Annotated in this window: 12 protein-coding genes; 8 read left to right on the top strand and 4 right to left on the bottom strand. The window is 67.5% G+C overall.

The window, feature by feature from the left end; all coding sequences use genetic code 11:
- Entirely contained in the window at positions 1 to 2,541 is a 2,541-nt protein-coding gene (gene mutS / locus GEV05_22805; protein ID MPZ46161.1) for a DNA mismatch repair protein MutS, read from the top strand.
- A 130-nt stretch (positions 2,542 to 2,671) separates the two neighbouring features.
- A complete protein-coding gene (locus GEV05_22800) occupies positions 2,672 to 3,694 on the top strand; it encodes an ABC transporter substrate-binding protein (protein MPZ46160.1) in 1,023 nt (340 codons plus the stop codon).
- A 21-nt stretch (positions 3,695 to 3,715) separates the two neighbouring features.
- On the opposite strand, the gene GEV05_22795 is transcribed toward GEV05_22800, so the two are convergent.
- From GEV05_22795 to GEV05_22780, 4 genes are all read right to left on the bottom strand, one after another.
- Positions 3,716 to 5,089, bottom strand: coding sequence for an MmgE/PrpD family protein (locus GEV05_22795; GenBank protein ID MPZ46159.1), 1,374 nt, complete (start codon positions 5,087 to 5,089; stop codon positions 3,716 to 3,718).
- Positions 5,090 to 5,109: 20 nt separating this feature from the next.
- The gene (locus GEV05_22790) at positions 5,110 to 6,036 is read right to left on the bottom strand and encodes an SMP-30/gluconolactonase/LRE family protein (GenBank protein MPZ46158.1); all 927 of its coding nucleotides are present in this window, start codon (positions 6,034 to 6,036) and stop codon (positions 5,110 to 5,112) included.
- Positions 6,037 to 6,157: 121 nt separating this feature from the next.
- On the bottom strand, positions 6,158 to 6,925 hold the full coding sequence (locus tag GEV05_22785; protein MPZ46157.1) for a DUF599 family protein: 768 nt from the start codon (positions 6,923 to 6,925) through the stop codon (positions 6,158 to 6,160).
- A 181-nt stretch (positions 6,926 to 7,106) separates the two neighbouring features.
- On the bottom strand, positions 7,107 to 8,213 hold the full coding sequence (locus GEV05_22780) for a histidine kinase (protein MPZ46156.1): 1,107 nt from the start codon (positions 8,211 to 8,213) through the stop codon (positions 7,107 to 7,109).
- Positions 8,214 to 8,523: 310 nt separating this feature from the next.
- Between GEV05_22780 and GEV05_22775 the strand changes: the two genes are divergently transcribed.
- The 6 genes from GEV05_22775 (at position 8,524) to GEV05_22750 (ending at position 18,199) form a co-directional block, all read left to right on the top strand.
- The gene (locus tag GEV05_22775; protein MPZ46155.1) at positions 8,524 to 8,916 is read left to right on the top strand and encodes a response regulator; all 393 of its coding nucleotides are present in this window, start codon (positions 8,524 to 8,526) and stop codon (positions 8,914 to 8,916) included.
- A 13-nt stretch (positions 8,917 to 8,929) separates the two neighbouring features.
- Positions 8,930 to 9,295 (top strand): response regulator, encoded by a 366-nt coding sequence (locus GEV05_22770; GenBank protein MPZ46154.1) that lies wholly within the window; start codon positions 8,930 to 8,932, stop codon positions 9,293 to 9,295.
- A gap of 13 nt (positions 9,296 to 9,308) precedes the next feature.
- Positions 9,309 to 9,821 carry a chemotaxis protein CheW gene (locus tag GEV05_22765; protein ID MPZ46153.1) on the top strand — a complete coding sequence of 171 codons (513 nt, stop codon included), beginning with the start codon at positions 9,309 to 9,311 and terminating at the stop codon, positions 9,819 to 9,821.
- Positions 9,822 to 9,827: 6 nt separating this feature from the next.
- Complete coding sequence (locus GEV05_22760; protein MPZ46152.1) at positions 9,828 to 11,963, top strand: methyl-accepting chemotaxis protein; 2,136 nt, start codon at positions 9,828 to 9,830, stop codon at positions 11,961 to 11,963.
- The gene (locus GEV05_22755; protein MPZ46151.1) at positions 11,960 to 17,137 is read left to right on the top strand and encodes a response regulator; all 5,178 of its coding nucleotides are present in this window, start codon (positions 11,960 to 11,962) and stop codon (positions 17,135 to 17,137) included. Before GEV05_22760 ends, GEV05_22755 begins: the two co-directional genes overlap by 4 nt.
- A gap of 156 nt (positions 17,138 to 17,293) precedes the next feature.
- Positions 17,294 to 18,199, top strand: a complete 906-nt coding sequence (locus tag GEV05_22750; GenBank protein ID MPZ46150.1) for an FHA domain-containing protein — start codon at positions 17,294 to 17,296, stop codon at positions 18,197 to 18,199.
- Positions 18,200 to 18,314 lie beyond the last annotated feature (115 nt).

Below are 18,314 nucleotides of genomic sequence, written 5' to 3'. Positions count from 1 at the left end.
ATGATGCAGCAGTACTTGAGCATCAAGGCGCAGCATCCCGACATGCTGTTGTTCTACCGCATGGGGGATTTCTACGAGCTGTTCTTCGACGACGCGGAAAAGGCCGCCCGCCTGCTCGACATTACCCTCACCACGCGCGGCAATTCCGCCGGCCAGCCGATCCGCATGGCCGGCGTCCCGTACCATGCAGTGGAGCAATACCTGGCGCGCCTGGTCCGGATGGGGGAGCCGGTGGTGATTTGCGAGCAGATCGGCGATCCGGCGACATCCAAGGGCCCGGTCGAGCGTCAGGTCGCCCGCATCGTCACGCCGGGCACACTCACCGATGCGGCGCTGCTCGACGACAAGCGCGACAACATCGTGGCTGCGATCGCACCGGACGGCCGCGCGCTGGGGCTAGCCTGGATGAGCCTCGCAGCCGGACGTTTTCGCATCCTCCAGACCGACCGCGCGAATCTCGCCGCCGAGCTGGAACGGCTGCGGCCGGCGGAGATCATCCTGCCGGAGGAACTGGATCTGTCGGCGCTATCGCTCAGGTGCGCGCTGCGGCGCTATCCGAAGCGCGATTTCGACGCCCGGCGCGCGACCGATCTCCTCTGCCGGCATTTCCAGATCCACTCCCTCGACGCTTTCGGCTGCGAAGGGCTGGATGCCGCCGTTGCCGCCGCCGGGGTGCTGCTCGATTATGTCCGAAGCACGCAGCGCAGCGCGCTCGCGCACGTGGCATCGATCGAGGTCGAGCACGACGACGCGTTCGTGCGCATGGATGCCGCCACCCGGCGCAATCTGGAGCTGAGCGAGACGCTGCGAGGCGAGCCGGCGCCGACCTTGTTCGCGGTGCTCGACTCCTGCGCCACCGCCATGGGCAGCCGCTGGCTGCGCAATGCGCTGCATCACCCGCTGCGGGACAGCGATCAGGTGCGCCAGCGGCTCGAGGCGGTCGCGCAATTGCGTGGCGGCGCAGGCGGAGGACCTTACGAGCGCGTGCGCCAATCGCTCGCCCGGATTGCCGATATCGAGCGCATCGGCGCCCGTATCGCATTGAAAAGCGCGCGCCCGCGCGATCTCGCCGGCTTGCGCGATGCGCTGTTACGCCTGCCTGCCATCGTAGCGACGCTGGACGGGCTCGATGCGCCGCTGCTGCGCTCGCTCGCATCCGGCTTGCGCATCGAGCCGGCGATCGGCGAGCGGCTGCGCACGGTGCTGCATCCCGAACCGGCCGCGGTCGTGCGCGATGGCGGCGTCATCGCCGATGGTTTCGATGCCCAGTTGGACGCGCTGCGCGCGATCCAGACGCATTGCGGCGACTTCCTGCTGGAGCTCGAAAGCCGCGAGCGCGCACGCACCGGCATCGCCAGCCTGAAGGTCGAATACAACCGCGTGCACGGCTTCTACATCGAAGTGAGCCGCGCCAACGCGGAGCGCGTCCCCGACGACTATCGCCGGCGCCAGACGCTGAAGAACGCCGAGCGCTACATCACCCCGGAGCTGAAGGCGTTCGAGGACAAGGCGCTGTCGGCGCAGGAGCGCGCCCTGGCGCGCGAAAAGCTGCTCTACGACGCTTTGCTCGACGAACTGGGCGCGGCGCTTGCACCGCTGCAGCAGGCCGCCGGGGCGCTGGCCGCGCTGGATGCGGCTGCCTGTCTCGCCGAGCGCGCAGCCGCGCTCGATCTCGCCCAACCGCTCATCTCGGACGAGCCCGGCATCGAGATCGAAGCCGGCCGCCATCCGGTGGTGGAACGACAGGTGGCGGACTTCATCGCCAACGACACCCAGCTCGGCCCGGAGCGCGGGCTTCTGCTCATCACCGGGCCGAACATGGGGGGCAAGAGCACCTACATGCGCCAGGTCGCGCTCGTCACCCTGCTGGCGCGTGCCGGTTCGTTCGTGCCCGCCCGCCGCGCGCGCATCGGCCCCATCGACCAGATCTTCACGCGCATCGGTGCCTCGGACGATCTTGCCGGCGGCCGCTCCACCTTCATGGTGGAGATGACCGAAAGCGCCGGGATACTGCGCAACGCAACCGCATCGAGCCTGGTGCTCATGGACGAAGTGGGACGCGGCACGTCGACCTTCGACGGGCTCGCGCTCGCCTGGGCGATCGCGCGCCACCTGATCGAGGTGAACCGCAGTCTTACGCTCTTCGCCACGCACTATTTCGAGCTGACGCGACTCGCTTCCGACTTCGCTACGGTCGCAAACGTGCATCTCGACGCCGTCGAGCACAAGGACCGGATCGTGTTTCTGTACGCGCTGCGCGAAGGACCGGCAAGCCAGAGCTACGGCATCCAGGTGGCGCAACTCGCGGGTGTGCCCGCAGCCGTCATCCGCGCGGCTCGGCGCTATCTCGTGCGGCTCGAGAACGAAGGCGCAGGGACAACGCCGCAGCTGGATCTTTTCCGCGCCGACGAACCGGCCGATGCGACGACGCCGGCCGAGCCGCACCCGGCGTGCGCAAGGCTGCGTGAGACTGACGTGGATGCGTTGAGCCCGCGCGCCGCACTGGAGCTCATCTACGAGCTGAAGAAACTGGCCGAGTAGATATTCGCGTACGGCGGTCCTCGGCTGTGCCGCATCGTTCCGTCGATCGCCTTTACCGGCCAAGGCCCGAGCCGTATGATCCGACGGAACACCCATTCGGAATCGCGCCGTCGCCGTGAGAGGAAGATCGATGCTTGCTCATTCGAACGCAGCCTGCGGCATTGCCCACCGGCGGCGCACAACCCTGCTCGGCATCGGCGCGGCGCTCGCGCTGACGGCGGCGCCGCATCTCGCGACGGCTGCTGATACTGCGGATTACCCGAGCAAGCCGATCCGCGTCATCGTGGGCTTCTCACCGGGAGGCTCGGCCGATCTGACCGCGCGCACGGTCGGACAGAAGCTCGGCGAGCTGCTCGGTCAGACGGTCGTGGTCGACAACCGCGCCGGCGCTTCCGGCATGATCGGTGGGGATCTGGTCGCGCGCGCAGCGCCCGACGGCTACACGCTGTACGAAGCAACCATGACCACGCACGGCATCGGGCCGAATCTTTACAAGAAGATTCCCTACGATCCGATCGGAAGTTTCGAACCGCTTGGGCTTATGGTTCGCATCCCGCTGGTGATGTTCGCGCACACCTCGGTGCCGGCCACCAGCGTCAAAAAGTTGGTCGCGCACCTGAAGGCCAATCCAGGCAAGTATCGCTATTCCAGCGCGGGCAACGGCAGTCCGCCGCACCTGGTGGCCGAGCTCTTCAAGCTCAAGGCAGGCGTCGACATCCTGCACATCCCGTACAAGGGCACGGGAGCGGCCGTGCCCGACCTGATCGCCGGCCAGGTCCACTTCATGATCGACGGCCCGCCGCCTTTCCTCGGGCACGTCAAAGCCGGTCGGCTGCGCGCGCTGGCCGCGGCGAACGACAAGCGCCTGGCGCTCCTGCCCGATGTGCCGACCTTCGCCGAAAGCGGCTTCAGCGGCATGGAAGCGGGCTTGTGGTACGGGATGCTCGCGCCCAAGGGAACGCCGCGCGCGATTGTCGAGCGGCTCAACAGCGCCATCAACCAGGCGCTGCACGACACGGAAGTGCGCAAGCGTTTTTCAGCCTCTGCAATCGAGGTGATCGGCAGCACGCCGGAAGAATTCGGCCGCTACGTGCGAGCCGAGATCAAGCGCTGGGGCGAGGTCGCGCGGGCGGCGAACATCCAGCTCGATTGAGCAGCCGGGCGACGATCGACGTTACAACGCGAACCGGTCGGCGAAGGCGCGAAACTCGCCGAGCTGCTCGAGCCGCATCAGGCCGGCATGGAGCGCGCGCGCGGTCTCTTTTCCCCACACCGGCTCGCCAAGATCGAAGAATTTGTCCGCCAGCTCCTGCGCACTGTGCGGCTTGGCCGGCTCGCCTTTGGTCACGATGCAGCTTCCCGCGTGCTCGGTGCCGTTACGCATCACGATGCGAAGCGCCACCGGCTGCTCGGCCGGGTAGCGGGCGGTGAACGCCGGCTCCTCCGCGAGATCGACGCGCTGTGCCAGCGCCTGTACCTGTGGATTCGACACCGCGGCATCATCGAAGGCGGCGAGCCCGGAGCGCCCATGCACCAGGATGCTGGCAAGCGCGAACGGCACGGAGAAGCGCGCGCCGAAGCTGCTGACGATGTTTTTCTCCGCCAGCATCGCGGCGAGCATGTACGCGCGCACCTCGACGCGCTCGATCTGCGCTACGTCGAGCCGCCCGCCCGGCACGAGCCCAAGCAGATCTTCCAGTGCATCGATCGCCGAATGGACGTAGCGGCCGGTGGGGTGGAGCTTGAAATAGCTCTGCGCGATCAGCCATTCGGCGCCGAGCCCCGCGATCACCCGTTCGAGATCGAAGGTATCGGAAAGCACCTTGCCGTAGACCGAGGAGACGCTGTCGATCTCGCCGGTGAAGCCGCACGCGACCAGCTGCGCGGCCATCTGCCCCATATAACCCGAATGACCGGTGAAGATGTTGCGCACAGTCGCACCGTCGAGCAAGGTCTGGCGGCTCGTGGCCATGCCCATGGTGGAGGCACAGTTGATGAGCTCGAGCATGTGCGGCGCGGTGAAGCCCCTGAGCTTGCCGACGGCGATCGCGGCCCCGATGACGCCGTAGGTTCCGTGCGGATGCACGCTCAATTTCACGTTCGCGGCGCGGCTGATGCGCGACGAAAGCTCGTAGCCCAGGGCGACCGCCAGCAGCAGGTCGGCGCCTGAGACCGCGGCCTCCTGCGCCACCGCGATGGCGGCAGGCACGACCTGTATTCCCGGATGGCCCTTGGCGAACAGGTTGCCTTCGTCGAGCTCGAGCCAGGTGCCCGCGGTGCCGTTCAAGAGTGCCGCGTCCAGAGCGCCGGCGCGCCTGCCCGCACCGATCACCCAGGCGTTGCCGGCGCCCGCACGATCGAGATGGCGCGCAACCAACGCCTTCATCTCGGGCTGCTGCATGCCGGCCGCGATCACGGGGATGCAATCGGCGATGATCAGGCGCGCGCGCTCGCGCGCCGCTTCGCTCACGTCCTCCAGCCGCGTCGTGGCGGCAAATTCGGCGAGCGTTCGGAGATAGGAAGGCGGTTCTCGACTGGACATGATCATGGACTCCGGCGCTTGCTTGCCTACATATGAGCGTACAGCTTCTTGCCGGCGACCGGCATCTGCGCAACCAGGATATCGCCCGAGAGCGACTCGGTGATGTAGAGCGTCTTCAAGTCCGGGCCGCCGAAGGCGATGTTGGCGAGGTGATGATGGTGCGGGTCGGGCGAGTGCACCAGGTGCGTGGGCAGCATGTTGGCGTCGAAGCGCCATACGCCGACACCGAGATGGCATACGCATAGGCCGTTGTCGGCATCCATCTCGATCCCGTCGGGGCCGGCAGCACCCCCCGAGAGCTGGATCGCCACGCCGGTCTTGGACACCGAGCCGTCGGCCATGAGCGGCAGGCGCCACACCTGCTGGGCGCGCGTCACCGCCACATAGCAGTGCTTCTCGGTGGTCGAGAGCGTGATGCCGTTGGGGCTCGGGATGTTGTTGGCGAGCCGGCGCAATTCTCCGTTCGCGCTCAGCCGATACACGTAGCCGGTCGGGTCGACGATCCCGGTCTGGCCCTGGTCGGTGAAGTAGAGATCGCCGTTGGATGCGAAGTGCAGGTCGTTCAGGCCCTTGAACCCCTCGCTGTACTGCGTTTCGAGAACCGGATCGACCCGCCCGCGCTTCTCGTCCAGGACGAGCAGGCCGCGCTTGTAGTCGGCGATGTAGATGGTGCCGTCCTTGTGGATCTTGAGCCCGTTCGGCCAGCCGTCGTACTCGCACACCAGCTCCCACTGTTTCGAGGTCGTGATCTTGAAGACGCGCCCGAACGGAATGTCGACGAAGTAGAGGTTGCCCGCGCGATCGAACGACGGTCCCTCCAGGAAGCACTCGACTTCCGCCCCCTGCCGGTTCGGATCGGACCAGCCGCTCCTGCGCTTGTTGCGAAAGGCTTTCGGCATCGACATGAACAGCTCGGCCTGGATGAGCTGCACCTGCTGGAACGGATTGAACATCGGGATCTCCCTTCGAAATTAGCCCTCGGAAAGTGGTGGAAAGACACTTTCCGCTGAACGCGCCCCTCTCCCCTCGGGAGAGGGGCGGGGGGTGAGGGATGGCATGGATCGTCTTGCCGTATCAACGCCATACCTGTCGCGATTCGCGCGAGGTAGCGATCTCGATTCCGCCGCCCCGCAGCACGTTCAGCGTGCGCGAATGGAACTCGCGCGTATAGAGCACCCGCACGACCCACAGCGTGGTCGCCACCATGAGCCATGGATGCAGGAACCACGACAACGCGGCCATCGCGAAATAATACGAGCGCAGACCCTGGTTGAAATTGCCGCTCGCGAACGAGACGATCAAGCTCAGGTTGGCAACATCGCTGGCGCTTTCCTGCGCGTCCTGCGGTGACGCCGGCGCCGCACCGATGACCATCGAGCAGAATCCGAACTGGCGAATCGACCAGGAGAACTTGAAGAACGAATAGACGAAGATTGCGATCAGGAGCAGGATCTTGATGTCCCACAGCCGATGGCTCGCCTCGATCGCGAACGGCAGCTCGGAGACGACATCGGCGGCGCGCTGCACGTAACCCAGCAAGGCGATGAGCGCGCCCAGGATGAGCAGCGTGGTCGAGGCGAAGAACTGCGAGCTGCGCGTGAGGTTGCGCACGATGTTCACGTCCACCATGCGGTTGTCGCGCTCGATCATGCGCAGCGCCCAGGTACGGCGCATGACATCCATCACGCCCTGCAGGCTGGGCACCTTTCGGCCGTACCAGATGGCGAAGCGGGAATAGCCGTACCACACGCCGACAAAGAACGCGACCGCCACCAGATCATGCGGCGAAAGGGTCTGGCCGAGCGTGAGCCAATCCTTGTAACTGAGGAGCCATTCGAACATAAGCGGTGTCAGGCGGTCGGGGATGTTCGCGAGGTTCCGGCGAAGTCGCGTGGTGTCGTTCGCGCAACGGGCGAGCCGCTCGCGGCGGCAATCGACCGAGCCGCCGGCGAGCGATCCATCCAGGCCATCGAGGCAGATCGCACGGGCTAGCGGCGCGAGCGCGATTTGCGCGAGCGCGCCATCAGACGAACAGCGTCAGCACGCCGGTGTAACCGTAGAGCCGGTTGTGCGAGATCTCGCCGTTGCAGAAGAAGCCCACGAGCGGAAATTCGCCCAGCGCATCGCGGATGAGCCCGAGCTCTTCGGACTTGCGTCCGAACAGGTTCGGCCCACGCGCCAGGCAAGAGTAGTAAACGCCGCCCTTGGGCTTGCCGAAGAGCCCTTTCTTGATGCTCTCCAGCATGCGGTTCATGTCCTCGACGGCGGAATCGAGGTCGCGCCGGCAAAACATGACGTGTTGACCCTGCTCGACCAGCTCGCCGATCGCGACCAGCTTGCTCTGCGGGTCGATGCCAAGCAGATTGCGCACCAGGTAGTCTCCGGTGTCGCTGCCGCGGATGGGCAGGCCGACGAAGATCTGGCCGCCGATGCGGTTCAGATCCTTGCCCAGGCGCTCGCCCAGATCTTCGCGCATCACGTCGAGCGCAGGCTTGCCGTCGATCGACAGGATGATGTTGCGCTGGCATTCGGTGATCGTGTGCTTGGGCCCGATCGGCGAGCAGCCCTGCGTGAGCCGCGTTGCAACCGCCACGTCCTCGGTGAACACCACGCCCGAGACGCCGCCCTCGGTGATGGCGTCGGCGATCTGGGGATTGAGCCGGCGCGAGCTCGTGAGGCCCCCGACCAGGAAGCCGCTTTCGACCTTCCCGGACAGCGCGCTCACCAGCGCCGCAATCTCGGCATTGGTCGGATCGGCATGCACGACGGCGAAATTGGTGTCGCCTCCGGCGCAGCGCAGCGCCGCGCCGGCAATGTTCGCGGTCGCGCGCACCGTGCCGAAGACCCGGAATGCGTTGCGGTCCAGGTCGCCGACCATGGCGACCAGCGCGGGCTCGTCGACCAGCTCGCGCCCGGTCGCAAGCACCCCCATCCCCACGGTACCCACCCAATGCGGCACCCCGGTCGCCTCCTTCATTTCCTCCAGGATGAGGCCCAGGTCGGAAGCGAAGTAGTCGGTGGCGTAGAGAAAGCCCAGCGTCCCGCCGCCGGAGCCGAGCTGCTCCAGGCATGCGTGCGCCGCCCGCCGCCAGTCGGCGTTGGCGCTGTATCCATGACGAAAAGTTGGCATGTGGCACCTGTTCAGCCTGGCCGCATGCACCCGATCGGGCCCGCGGCGAGCACCCCGCCCCAAAGGATAGCACCGAGCAATCGGGTCGAATCGGCTCTGACCCGCCATTGACACGCGGGAGCGATATGCAACAATACCGTCCCAATACAAGAAACCGGTCCGCGCAGTCAGGACCGCGCTACCAGCCCGCGGCGTGTAAGGCCGTACGCCGAAGGGTTCATGCGGCGGAGGATTTTGAGCGCAAGTCGTTCACGGTGTGTCATGCCGTGATGCGGTGCGCCCGAAACTCGGCTCGAGAAGGGGTAGCACGTTGGAACAAGAAGCGCACTCGCCCATCCGCGTACTCGTCATCGACGATTCGCACACCATTCGTCGCAGCGCCGAGCTGTACCTGACCGAGGCCGGGTGCGAAGTCCTCCTCGCCGAGGACGGGTTCGATGCGCTGGTCAAGATCACCGATCAGCGGCCGCAGCTCATTTTCGTCGACGTCATGATGCCGCGGCTGGACGGCTATCAGACCTGCGCGCTGATCAAGCGTCATCCGAAGTTCGCCGCCACGCCGGTCATCATGCTGTCGAGCAAGGACGGGCTGTTCGATCGCGCGCGCGGCCGGCTCGCCGGCTCCGATCTCTACATCACCAAGCCGTTCACACGCGACGCGCTGCTCAAGGCGGTATTCGATCACGTGCCGGCCCGCGTCTAGCCCGGATCGCGCCGTGCCCATCCGAACCGTCATGGTGGTCGACGATTCCGCCACCGACCGGCACGTCCTGGCCGAGATGCTGGCAAGCGGCGGCTACGTCGTCATCGCGGTCGCCAGCGCCGAGGAGGCGCAGATGCGCATCCGCACCGAGCGCCCCGATGCCATCCTCATGGACATCGTCATGCCGGGAAAGAACGGCTTCGAAGCGACGCGCGAGCTCCAGCGCAACGATGCGACCCGCGACATCCCGGTCATCGTGTGCACGTCCAAAAGCCAGCCAACCGACCGGATCTGGGCGCTGCGCCAGGGTGCGCGCGAGGTTCTGGTGAAGCCCGTGCAACGCGCCCGCCTGCTGGAGACCCTTGCCCGCCTCGGCTGAGGCGCACGCCCCCATGACTGCGACCTTCGACTCCGACGCTTCGGGCGCGACTGAGGGCGCGCACGGCGGCAGCACCGTAGCCGGCGACGGCTCGCGCCTGGGCATACAGCTCGGCGACGACCATTGGCTCATCGACCTGGCCGACGTGAACGAGGTCATTCCCGTGCCCGAGCTGACCGAAGTGCCTTTCACCCGGCACTGGTTCGCGGGCGTGACCAGCATTCGCGGCAATCCGGTCGCAGTGGTCGATCTCAACGCTTTTTTCGGCGGCGCCCAGACCGAAGCCGGCGAGCGCGCGCGGCTCGCCGTCGTCGCGCAATGCCACCGCATCAACAGCGCGCTGCTGGTCGGTTGCGTGCTCGGCCTGCAGCCGTTCGATCGCTTCGTGCGAGAGCCGGACGGCGTGCCGCAGGCGCCCTGGATCGAAGGCCTCTATCGCGACCCGGACGAGCAACGCTGGACGGCGCTGAGCATGCACGGCTTGCTGGGACATCCGGATTTCCTTCGCATCGAGCTGCCGGCGTAGCCGACCATGACGCTCGAATCCTCGCGTCTCGGCCCGAACGTCCCGCTTCCCGCTGCCGAGCAGGCAGCCGCGCAGGAACGCCCGGATGAGATCGGCGCAATGGGGCGCGCCGTCGTCGCGACACCAGCCACGACCAGACCGGCGCAAGGTAACGCCCGCCTGCCCGCTGCGCCGCGCAGCTTCCAGCTGCTCGCCATTGCCGCATCGGCCTTGCTGCTCGCCGCGACCATCTTCGTCGTGCTGGATCGGCGCGAGGAAGCGCAAGAGGCACTGTATCGTGCCCGCTCCGCCGAGCTGCAGATGCTCTCTCAGCGCATCGCCGCTTATTCGCCACGCGCGGCTGCGGGCGAAGCGCAGGCGTTCGAGGTGCTGCACGCCTGCGGGCAACGCTTCGCCGCCGCACTCGGTACGCTGGGCGCCGTCGAAACCGACTCGGCCGCGCAAGGCGCGGCCCTGGAAGCGCTGCGAACGCGCTGGCTCGGCGCTGGAGCGCAACTGCAGACCGTGCTCGCGCAACGCAGTGCGATCGTCGAGCTCGGCGCGCGCCAGAAAAGCCTGGCGGCGGACGCGCAACGCGTCGAGATGCTGTGGCAGCGCGTGTCCGCAGCAGCGGAGGATGCATCGCCCGCACAGACGGCGACTACGCCGCTGCGGCAACTGGCGTCGAGCATGGCGATCGGGCGCGCGGCGCAGACGGCGCTCAGGGCGAACGTGCGCGACGCGGACGCACTGCGCCGGTTGGTGGAGCATGCCGAGACTATGCAGGCCGGCGTGCGCGCCCTGCTGTCGGAGCGACCTGGCGCGGACGGGCACGAAAGCGTCGCGGCACTGCGCGACGCGCTCGTCCCCTATGCCGAAGCCATCGAGCGCATATCGGCATTGCTGCCTGCGCTCACGCAGGCCCAGGCCGCCGCCCGCACGCTGGTGGACGCAACCGATCCGCTGTTCGAGGACGCGGCCCGATTGGTTGCGCGCGATGTGCAGCGGGAGCGCGCGCCGAGCCACTACATCTGGGCGGCCTTGATGGCCGCGGGCCTCGCCTTCGTGTGCCTGCTGTGGATCGGCAAGGTCGTGCTGGACGATGCGGAGCAGCGGGCCGCGGAGAACCTGCGCAACGCCACCCGCGATCGCCAGGCGAACCAGCGCACGCAGCAGGCGATCCTGCGGCTGCTCGACGAGATCAGCACGCTCGCGCAAGGCGATCTCACGGTGCGAGCGAGCGTGAGCGACGAAGCAACCGGTGCGATCGCCGACGCGATCAATTACGCGGTCGGTGAGCTGCGCCGCCTGGTCGCCGGCATGAACGCGGCAGCGACGCGGCTGGCCGAAGCCTGCGCGGAAGCGCAGACCAACAGCGGCGAGCTGCTGAACGCTTCCCAGCGCCAGTCGCAGGAAATCGCCACGACATCGGCATCGTTGGCCGCCGTGACGGCATCGGTCATGCAGGTCTCCGACCGGGCCGCCGAATCCACCCGCGTCGCCGGCGTCTCGCTCGCTGCGGCGGCCGAGGGCTCGGGCTCGGTCCGGCGCTCGGTGGCCGGCATGGAGTCGATCCGCAGCCAGATGCAGCAGACCGCCAAGCGCATCAAGCGGCTCGGCGAGAGCTCGCAGGAGATTGGCGAGATCGTCGATCTCATCAGCGATATCACGCAGCGCACCGAGGTGCTCGCGGTCAATGCGGCCATTCAGGCCAATGCGGGCAGCAGCACCGGGCGCAGCTTCGGACCGGTCGCCGAAGAGGTGCAGCGGCTGGCTGCGCGCTCGGCACAGGCTGCCCAGCAGCTCAATGCCGTGGTCAAGGCGATCCAGGCCGATACCCAGGATGCCACTTCGGCGATGGAGCGCAGCACCGAGCGCGTGGTCGAACAGACCGGGCTGGCGTATGCCGCCGGCGAGGCGCTCGCCCGCATCGAACAGGTTTCGCGCGAGCTCGCCCGCCTGATCGCCGCGATTTCGCTCGCGACGCGCGAACAGCGCGATGCCTCCGAGCGCATCCACGCGGCGATGCGCGACATCCTGCGCATCACCGAGCTCACCACCGACGGCACGCGCCGCAGCGCCGATCGCAGCGCGCAGCTCGCCGGGCTGGCGCGCGAGCTGAAGCAGTCGGTCGCCGGTTTCAAAGTCTCCCGACCTTCATGAGCGCCGAAACGACTCCGATCGCCACGCCGTTGAGCTGGCTCAAAGGCGAGATCGATCGCTCCCTCGATCTCGCGCGCGCGGCACTCGCCCGCACCCTGCACGAACCGGTGGAACGGGCCGAGCGCCTGGCCGAATGCGTGCAGCCGGTCAGCCACATCCGCGGCGCGCTGCAGATGCTGAACCTGGAAGGCGCCGCGCGCTTTTGCAGCGCGCTCGAACAGGCCGTGCAAGGCTTCGCCGCGGCCCCGGCGCGGCTCAATGAGCTGACGGTCTCGGTCATGGACCGGGCGCTGTTTGCGCTCTCGCAGTTCCTCGATGACCTCGACAAGGGCGAGGCCGACGTTCCGCTGAAGCTCTTCCCCATGTACCGGGAGCTGGGCGAGCTGTGCGAACGCGGCAACATCACCGAAAACGAGCTGTTCTTCCCCGACGTGAGCGCCATACCGGTACACGCACGTTGCCCCGATCGTCTCGACGACGCGCAACGCGAACGTCATGTATCCGCGGCGCGCGCGCGCTTCCAGCGCGGGTTGGTGGGATGGCTCAGGCAGCCGAACGACCCGCACGCTTTGCAGGCCATGCGCGGCGCACTGGACACGTTGGATCTGGTCGGCGATCAACTGGCAGCACCGGTCGGGACATGGTGGGTGGCCGCCGGCCTCATCGACCTTCTGCTGCACAACGACGAGGACGCCGAGCGCGTCGCGCTCAAGCCGATTCTGGTGCGTCTCGAACGTCTCATGCGCGATGTCACCGGCGGCGGCGCTGGCTGCGATGCGACCGGCCTCATGCGCGACATGCTCTATCGCATCGCCGCCGCGGCGCCGCTATGCGCCCGTGTTTGCGACATCAAGTCGCTCTACCAGCTCGATGCGCAGCTGCCGGAGTTCTGTCTCTCCGGCACGCTCGAGTACGACGTCTCGGCGCTCGCACCGGTGCTCGAGCAGATGCGGCAGAAACTGCTGGCGATGGAAGAAGCCTGGGCTCGGTACGCGGCGGGCAGCGGCGAGGATCTGCAGCGCCTGCGCTCCCAGGCGGCTGCGCTCAAGTCGGTCGCGCGCGATCTCGGGCATTACCGCCTGGTGCGCCTGCTCGACATCGTCGGTCTGATCGCACTGAAGCTGCCCGAAGCTTATCCGGTGTCGAACGAGGTGCTGGCCCTGGAGATGGCGGCAGCATTGTTGTTCATGGAAGGGATGCTGGAACATTTCACCAGCCCGCCCGCGGACATCGATCAGCAGGTCTCGGTGATGGTGGGGTGGCTGCTGGATGCGCTCAAGCCGAGCGGCGTGCCCGCGCTCGGGATCGGCGCTCCGCGCGACGACATCACCCAGCGCCAGCACTATGCGGAAGTACGCGCGCAGGTGGCGCGCGAGATCCTGACGAATCTGAAGGGCGTCGAGCAGACCGTGGACGAGATCGCGCGCGACCCGGACTTGCGCAGCCGCATCGGTACGCTCGAAGCGCCCGTGCGCCAGATCGCCGGAGCGCTCAAGATGCTGGGATTGAGCCGCGCCAACGGCGTGCTTTCCGCCTGCCTGCACCTGATGCGGTTGAGCGCTTCGGCCGATGCTTCGCTCACGCGCGCTGCGCTCGAATGGGTGGCCGACGGCCTGTCCTGTCTCGGCTTCTATCTCGACAACGTGTGCCACGGCGAAACGCCGAACGAGGAGATCCTGCTCGGGTTCGTGCAGCGCCTGAGCCGCGACGACGCGCATCCGGCGGGCAGCATCGGCTGGATTCCCGCAGCCGCCGATGCGGCCGCGGCCCATGCTGCGCCATCGACCGGCAACGGATCGACGGCTACGATGTGCGCGCCGCGGCCCGCGGATTCGGCGGCAGCACACGACGCTCGGGAGTTGCGCGCAGTCTATTTCGGCGAGGCGCGCGACGTTCTCGCCGAATTGGGAATCCTGCTCTCTGACGTGCGCGCCGAGCCCGAAAATGCAGCTGTTGTGAGCGCGATTCGGCGCGCGTTCCACACCTTGAAGGGCGGCGCTCGCCTGGTGGGATTGGACGCGCTCGCCGCGCTTGCCTGGGAGGTGGAGCAAACGCTCGACGTGTTCCTCGACGCGCAATGGCCGGCAGGCGACGACTTGCCGGTTCTGATCAGCGAGGCGATGGAAACGGTTGCCGCGACCGTGCAGGCGTTCGAGCAGGGACTTGAGCCCGATGTCGCTGCCTACGCCGGCATCGTCGAGCTCGCCGCCGCCTTGCGCGAGCCCGGGGAGCCGGTGCCGATCGAACCCGAGGCGAGCGCCAGCATGGCGCAGGGGACGATCGCCAGCATGGCGCAGGAGGCGATCGCCAGCATGGCGCAGGAGGCGATCGCCTTCGATCCAGCCACCGCGGCGCAGCTCGTGGGCGAGCGGCTCGATGGGCTCGACGCATCTGCGCCATGCGCCGAGCTCGAGGCATGCGCATTCGATCTGGATATGGGTGCCACGCAAGCCCCGGCGGCGATCGATCCGGTGGAAGAGGAGATCACGATCGGCGCCGTGCGCTTGTCGCGCACGCTCTACGAGATCTACCTGGGCGAGAGCGAGGCGTTGCTGGAAACGGTGCGAGCGGAGATCGCGCAATGGGGCGAAGCACCCGCCATGCCGGTTCCGGATGGCCTTGTTCGCGCCGCCCACACCTTGCGCAGCACCGCCAGCACGCTCGGATTCGACGCAGTGGCTGCGCTCGCAACCGAGCTCGAAGACGGTTTGCTGCGGCTGTGTGAAGCCGCTTTCACGCCCGATCATCGCGATGCGCTGGAAGCGGCGCTGAACGCACTGATCGCGATGTTTGCCAGCATTCGCGCCCGCCGCATGCCGGAACCCGACGCTGCCGCGCAGGCGAAGCTTCGCCGCCTCGGTGCCGAGCCTGGCCCGCACTCGATTGGCGAGCCGAAAGAGCGCGTCCCGGTAGATGCCGGCGACATGCCCGAGCACCTCGATGCGCAGCTCCTGCCGATCTTTCTGGAGGAAGCCGCCGAGCTGCTGCCGCGCATCGAAGCCGAGCTCGCAGCCTGGCGCCGGCATCCCGCGGCCATCGAGCCCGCTCGCGCTTTGGCGCGCACGCTGCACACGCTCAAAGGCAGCGCGCGCATGGCCGGCGCCATGGACGTCGGGGAGCTCATCCACGCGCTGGAAAGCCAGGTGGGCATGGCGATCGAGTGCGGTCGCCACGACGAGGATTCACTCGGCGCTCTGGACACCGGGGCGGAGCGGATCGTCCGATCGATCCGCGCCTTCGAGCTTCCCACCCCTGCGACCGATTCACAGGCCGGCGCGCGCGCGCCGGATCGCACGCCCGCAGCGAGCGCATCGCATTCGCAGACCCGGCAGTCGGCGCCGAGCGTAAGCGTCGACGCCGAGTCGGTGGACCGGCTGGTCGACCAGGCGGGCGAGATCAGCACCGTGCGCCTGCGCATCGAGAACGAACTGGAAGCACTGCGAGGTTCGCTGCACGATCTGACCGACAGCGTGGCGCGGCTGCGCTCGCTGCTGCGCGAGACCCAGCTCGAGGCGGACAGCCAGGTGCAATCGCGCTCGCGCCAGCCAGCGCGCGGCGAATCCGAGCTCGATCCGCCCGCATTCGATCCACTGGAGCTCGACCGCTACACCCGCCTGCAGGAATTGACGCGGATGATGGCCGAGAGCTTGCACGACGTGCAAATGATCCAGCAGGGCCTGCTCACGAACTCGGCCGAGACCGAAGCCGCGCTGGCGTTGCAAGGGCGCGTCTCGCGCGATCTGCAGCAGGAGTTGATCGGGCTGCGCAGCATGCCCTTCAGCGCGCTGCGCGAGCGCCTGCAGCGCACGGTGCGTCAAAGCGCTCGGGCGCTCGGCCGCGATGCCGAGCTCAATATCGAAGGCGAGGCCATCGAGCTGGACCGCAGCCTCTTGCAGCGCCTGGCCGCGCCGCTCGAACACATGCTGCGAAACGCGCTCGCGCACGGCATCGAGCCCGCGCCGGTGCGCGCCGCGGCTGGCAAGCCGTGCACCGGCCGCATCGATCTCGCTGTGCACAGGCAAGGGTTCCAGCTCGTGCTCACGCTCGCCGACGACGGCGCCGGCCTGGATAGCGAGCGCATCCGCCGCGCCGCCCAGGGCCTGGGGCTGCTCGCGCGCACGGACGAGTCTCCCGCCGCGACGCTGTTCGAGCTCATCTTCACCCCCGGGTTGTCCACCGCGCCACGGCTCACCGAGAGCTCGGGCCGTGGAATCGGGCTCGATGTGGCGCGCACCGAAATCGCTGCGCTCGGCGGCAGCATCGAGGTCGCATCGGTGCCGGGGGCGGGCACGACGTTTCGTGTCCGCCTGCCGCTCGCGCTCGCCACGGCCGAGGTGCTGCTGGTGCGCGCCGCGAAGACGCTCTATGCGATTCCTTCCGACCTGGTGGAAACGGTGGAGGAGCTGACGGCGGCGAGTCTGGCACAGGCCTATGCGGATGGAATGGTCGCAGGAAGCGCAGCCGCCTACCCGATCCATCGGCTGCGTCGGCTCCTCGGCCAGGAAGACGAGGCGGCCACGGCCGGCCGCCGCAACGCGGTGCTGCTGCTACGCAACGGCGAACAATGCATGGCATTGCATGTCGACGAAATCGTGCGCAACCAGCAAGCGGTGCTGAAGCGGCTGGGCCCACAGCTCGCGCGGGTGCCTGGCTTGTGCGGCGCAACCGTGCTCGGCAACAACCAGCTGGTGCTGGTAATCGACCCGCTGCGGTGCGCCGCAGAACGCCCATCGGCACGCATCCACAGCGGGCTCGCGGCTGCGCGTGACGCGGCGCTTCAGAGCGACCCGGCGCATGTCATGGTGGTCGACGATTCCCTCACCGTGCGCCGTCTGACCGGCCGCCTGCTGGCGCGCGCGGGCTACGAGGTATCGACCGCGAAAGACGGCCAGGACGCGCTCCAGCAAATCCAGCGCACGCTTCCCGAACTGGTCGTGCTCGATCTGGAAATGCCTCGCATGGACGGCTTCGAGCTGGTGCGCGAGTTGCGCGGCGATCCGCGCACGGCAGCCGTACCGATCCTCATCGTGAGCTCGCGACTGGCGGAGAAACACCAGCGGCGCGCGGCGGAAATGGGCGCAGACGCCTTCTTCGGTAAACCGTACCCGGAGGACGAATTGCTTGCCTGTATTGCCGGATTGCTGCAAAGGCATTCGACGGCCCGAGCCGCGTAAAGCCACGGGGATTCGAAGCTCGGTCGCGCAGGCAACGCGTACAGTCTGATTGGGCTGCCCGAGCAGCAAAAGGCCACGGGCATATCGCTTGCTGACGCAGGTTCCGGCATTCCTAGTACATCGGTTGGGCCTGCGCGGCCGCCGTACACGCCTATCATGGATGAATCACCAGGACGCCCGGGGGTAACCAAGGTGAGCGAAGGCGCTGCACCCGAAGAATTCCTGGACCGGGCCATGCCGCTGCTCGACTGGCGCTCGCTCGCGCCCTGGATCGGCGCGGTCGAATCGCGGCTCGGGATGCCGGTTTCGATTGCGTTGTTCAAGATGATCTTGCTCGAGCGCTGGTTTCAGCTTTCCGGCGCCGAGCTCGATGACGCTTGCCATGGACAGGCCGGCTTCCGGCGCTTCCTCGGCGCTCCCCTGCATGGGCCGGTGGCGGAAGTCTGGATGTTCCGCCAGTTCAAGCCCAAGCTCGCCGCCGCCGAGCGGGAAGTCGGACGGCTCATCACCGCCGTCGAGTCGCGGTTGAGCGAGCGCGGGCTGGCGCCTCCCGCCTGCGCCTGGACCGGCTCGCGAAGCGGCGAAGTGACGGGACCCAACGAGAACGTGCGCACGACCGTACTCGAGCCGGGGCGGTTGAGCGCCATCGCGGCGGCTGCGGAGGCGGCGGCCCTCGGCCAGAGCGCATATGCCGTGGGCAGCTTCGCGCCGGCAGGAACCGGACCGGGCAGCGTCGAGGCGGTCGCCGTACTGATCTGGCCGTGGGGTGCATGTACCCCGATCGACCGCGTGCTGAGAATCGGGCGGGACCCGGAATTTTCCCCGTTCGCGCGCCAACTCTGGGCCGATCCGCGCATATCGCGCCATCATGCCGAGATCGAGCCATGCGCCGACGGAATCGTCCTGCGCGACCTGGGATCGTCCAATGGCACCTACCTCGGCGACAAGCCCCTGCCGCATCGCGGATCATCGCTCCTGGGCGACGACGTGCAATTGCGCTTCGGCACCAATCTCGCGGTGAAACTCGTCTTCCTCCCGCCCAAGCCGCGCGAATTGACCTAGCTATTGCCGTCTCGGGCGAGGCGCTTCCTCGCGAAAGGTGAGATTGGCGATCTGCACCTTCTCCAGCGCCTCGAGTTTTTCCAGGCGCTTGTCGATGATCGCGAGCAGGCGGTTG

The organism is Betaproteobacteria bacterium (assembly GCA_009377585.1).
In the GTDB taxonomy this organism is placed as follows: Bacteria; Pseudomonadota; Gammaproteobacteria; order Burkholderiales; family WYBJ01; genus WYBJ01.
Note: the sequence above shows the minus strand (reverse complement) of the source record. Positions and strands in the feature narration are given on the sequence as shown.

Excerpts from the sequence above, each read along its gene's own strand:
- mutS (MPZ46161.1), top strand. The coding sequence starts at position 1 with ATGATGCAGCAGTACTTGAGCATCAAGGCGCAGCATCCCGACATGCTG.
- GEV05_22800 (MPZ46160.1), top strand. The coding sequence starts at position 2,672 with ATGCTTGCTCATTCGAACGCAGCCTGCGGCATTGCCCACCGGCGGCGC.
- GEV05_22795 (MPZ46159.1), bottom strand. The coding sequence starts at position 5,089 with ATGATCATGTCCAGTCGAGAACCGCCTTCCTATCTCCGAACGCTCGCC.
- GEV05_22790 (MPZ46158.1), bottom strand. The coding sequence starts at position 6,036 with ATGTTCAATCCGTTCCAGCAGGTGCAGCTCATCCAGGCCGAGCTGTTC.
- GEV05_22785 (MPZ46157.1), bottom strand. The coding sequence starts at position 6,925 with ATGTTCGAATGGCTCCTCAGTTACAAGGATTGGCTCACGCTCGGCCAG.
- GEV05_22780 (MPZ46156.1), bottom strand. The coding sequence starts at position 8,213 with ATGCCAACTTTTCGTCATGGATACAGCGCCAACGCCGACTGGCGGCGG.
- GEV05_22765 (MPZ46153.1), top strand. The coding sequence starts at position 9,309 with ATGACTGCGACCTTCGACTCCGACGCTTCGGGCGCGACTGAGGGCGCG.
- GEV05_22760 (MPZ46152.1), top strand. The coding sequence starts at position 9,828 with ATGACGCTCGAATCCTCGCGTCTCGGCCCGAACGTCCCGCTTCCCGCT.
- GEV05_22755 (MPZ46151.1), top strand. The coding sequence starts at position 11,960 with ATGAGCGCCGAAACGACTCCGATCGCCACGCCGTTGAGCTGGCTCAAA.
- GEV05_22750 (MPZ46150.1), top strand. The coding sequence starts at position 17,294 with ATGGATGAATCACCAGGACGCCCGGGGGTAACCAAGGTGAGCGAAGGC.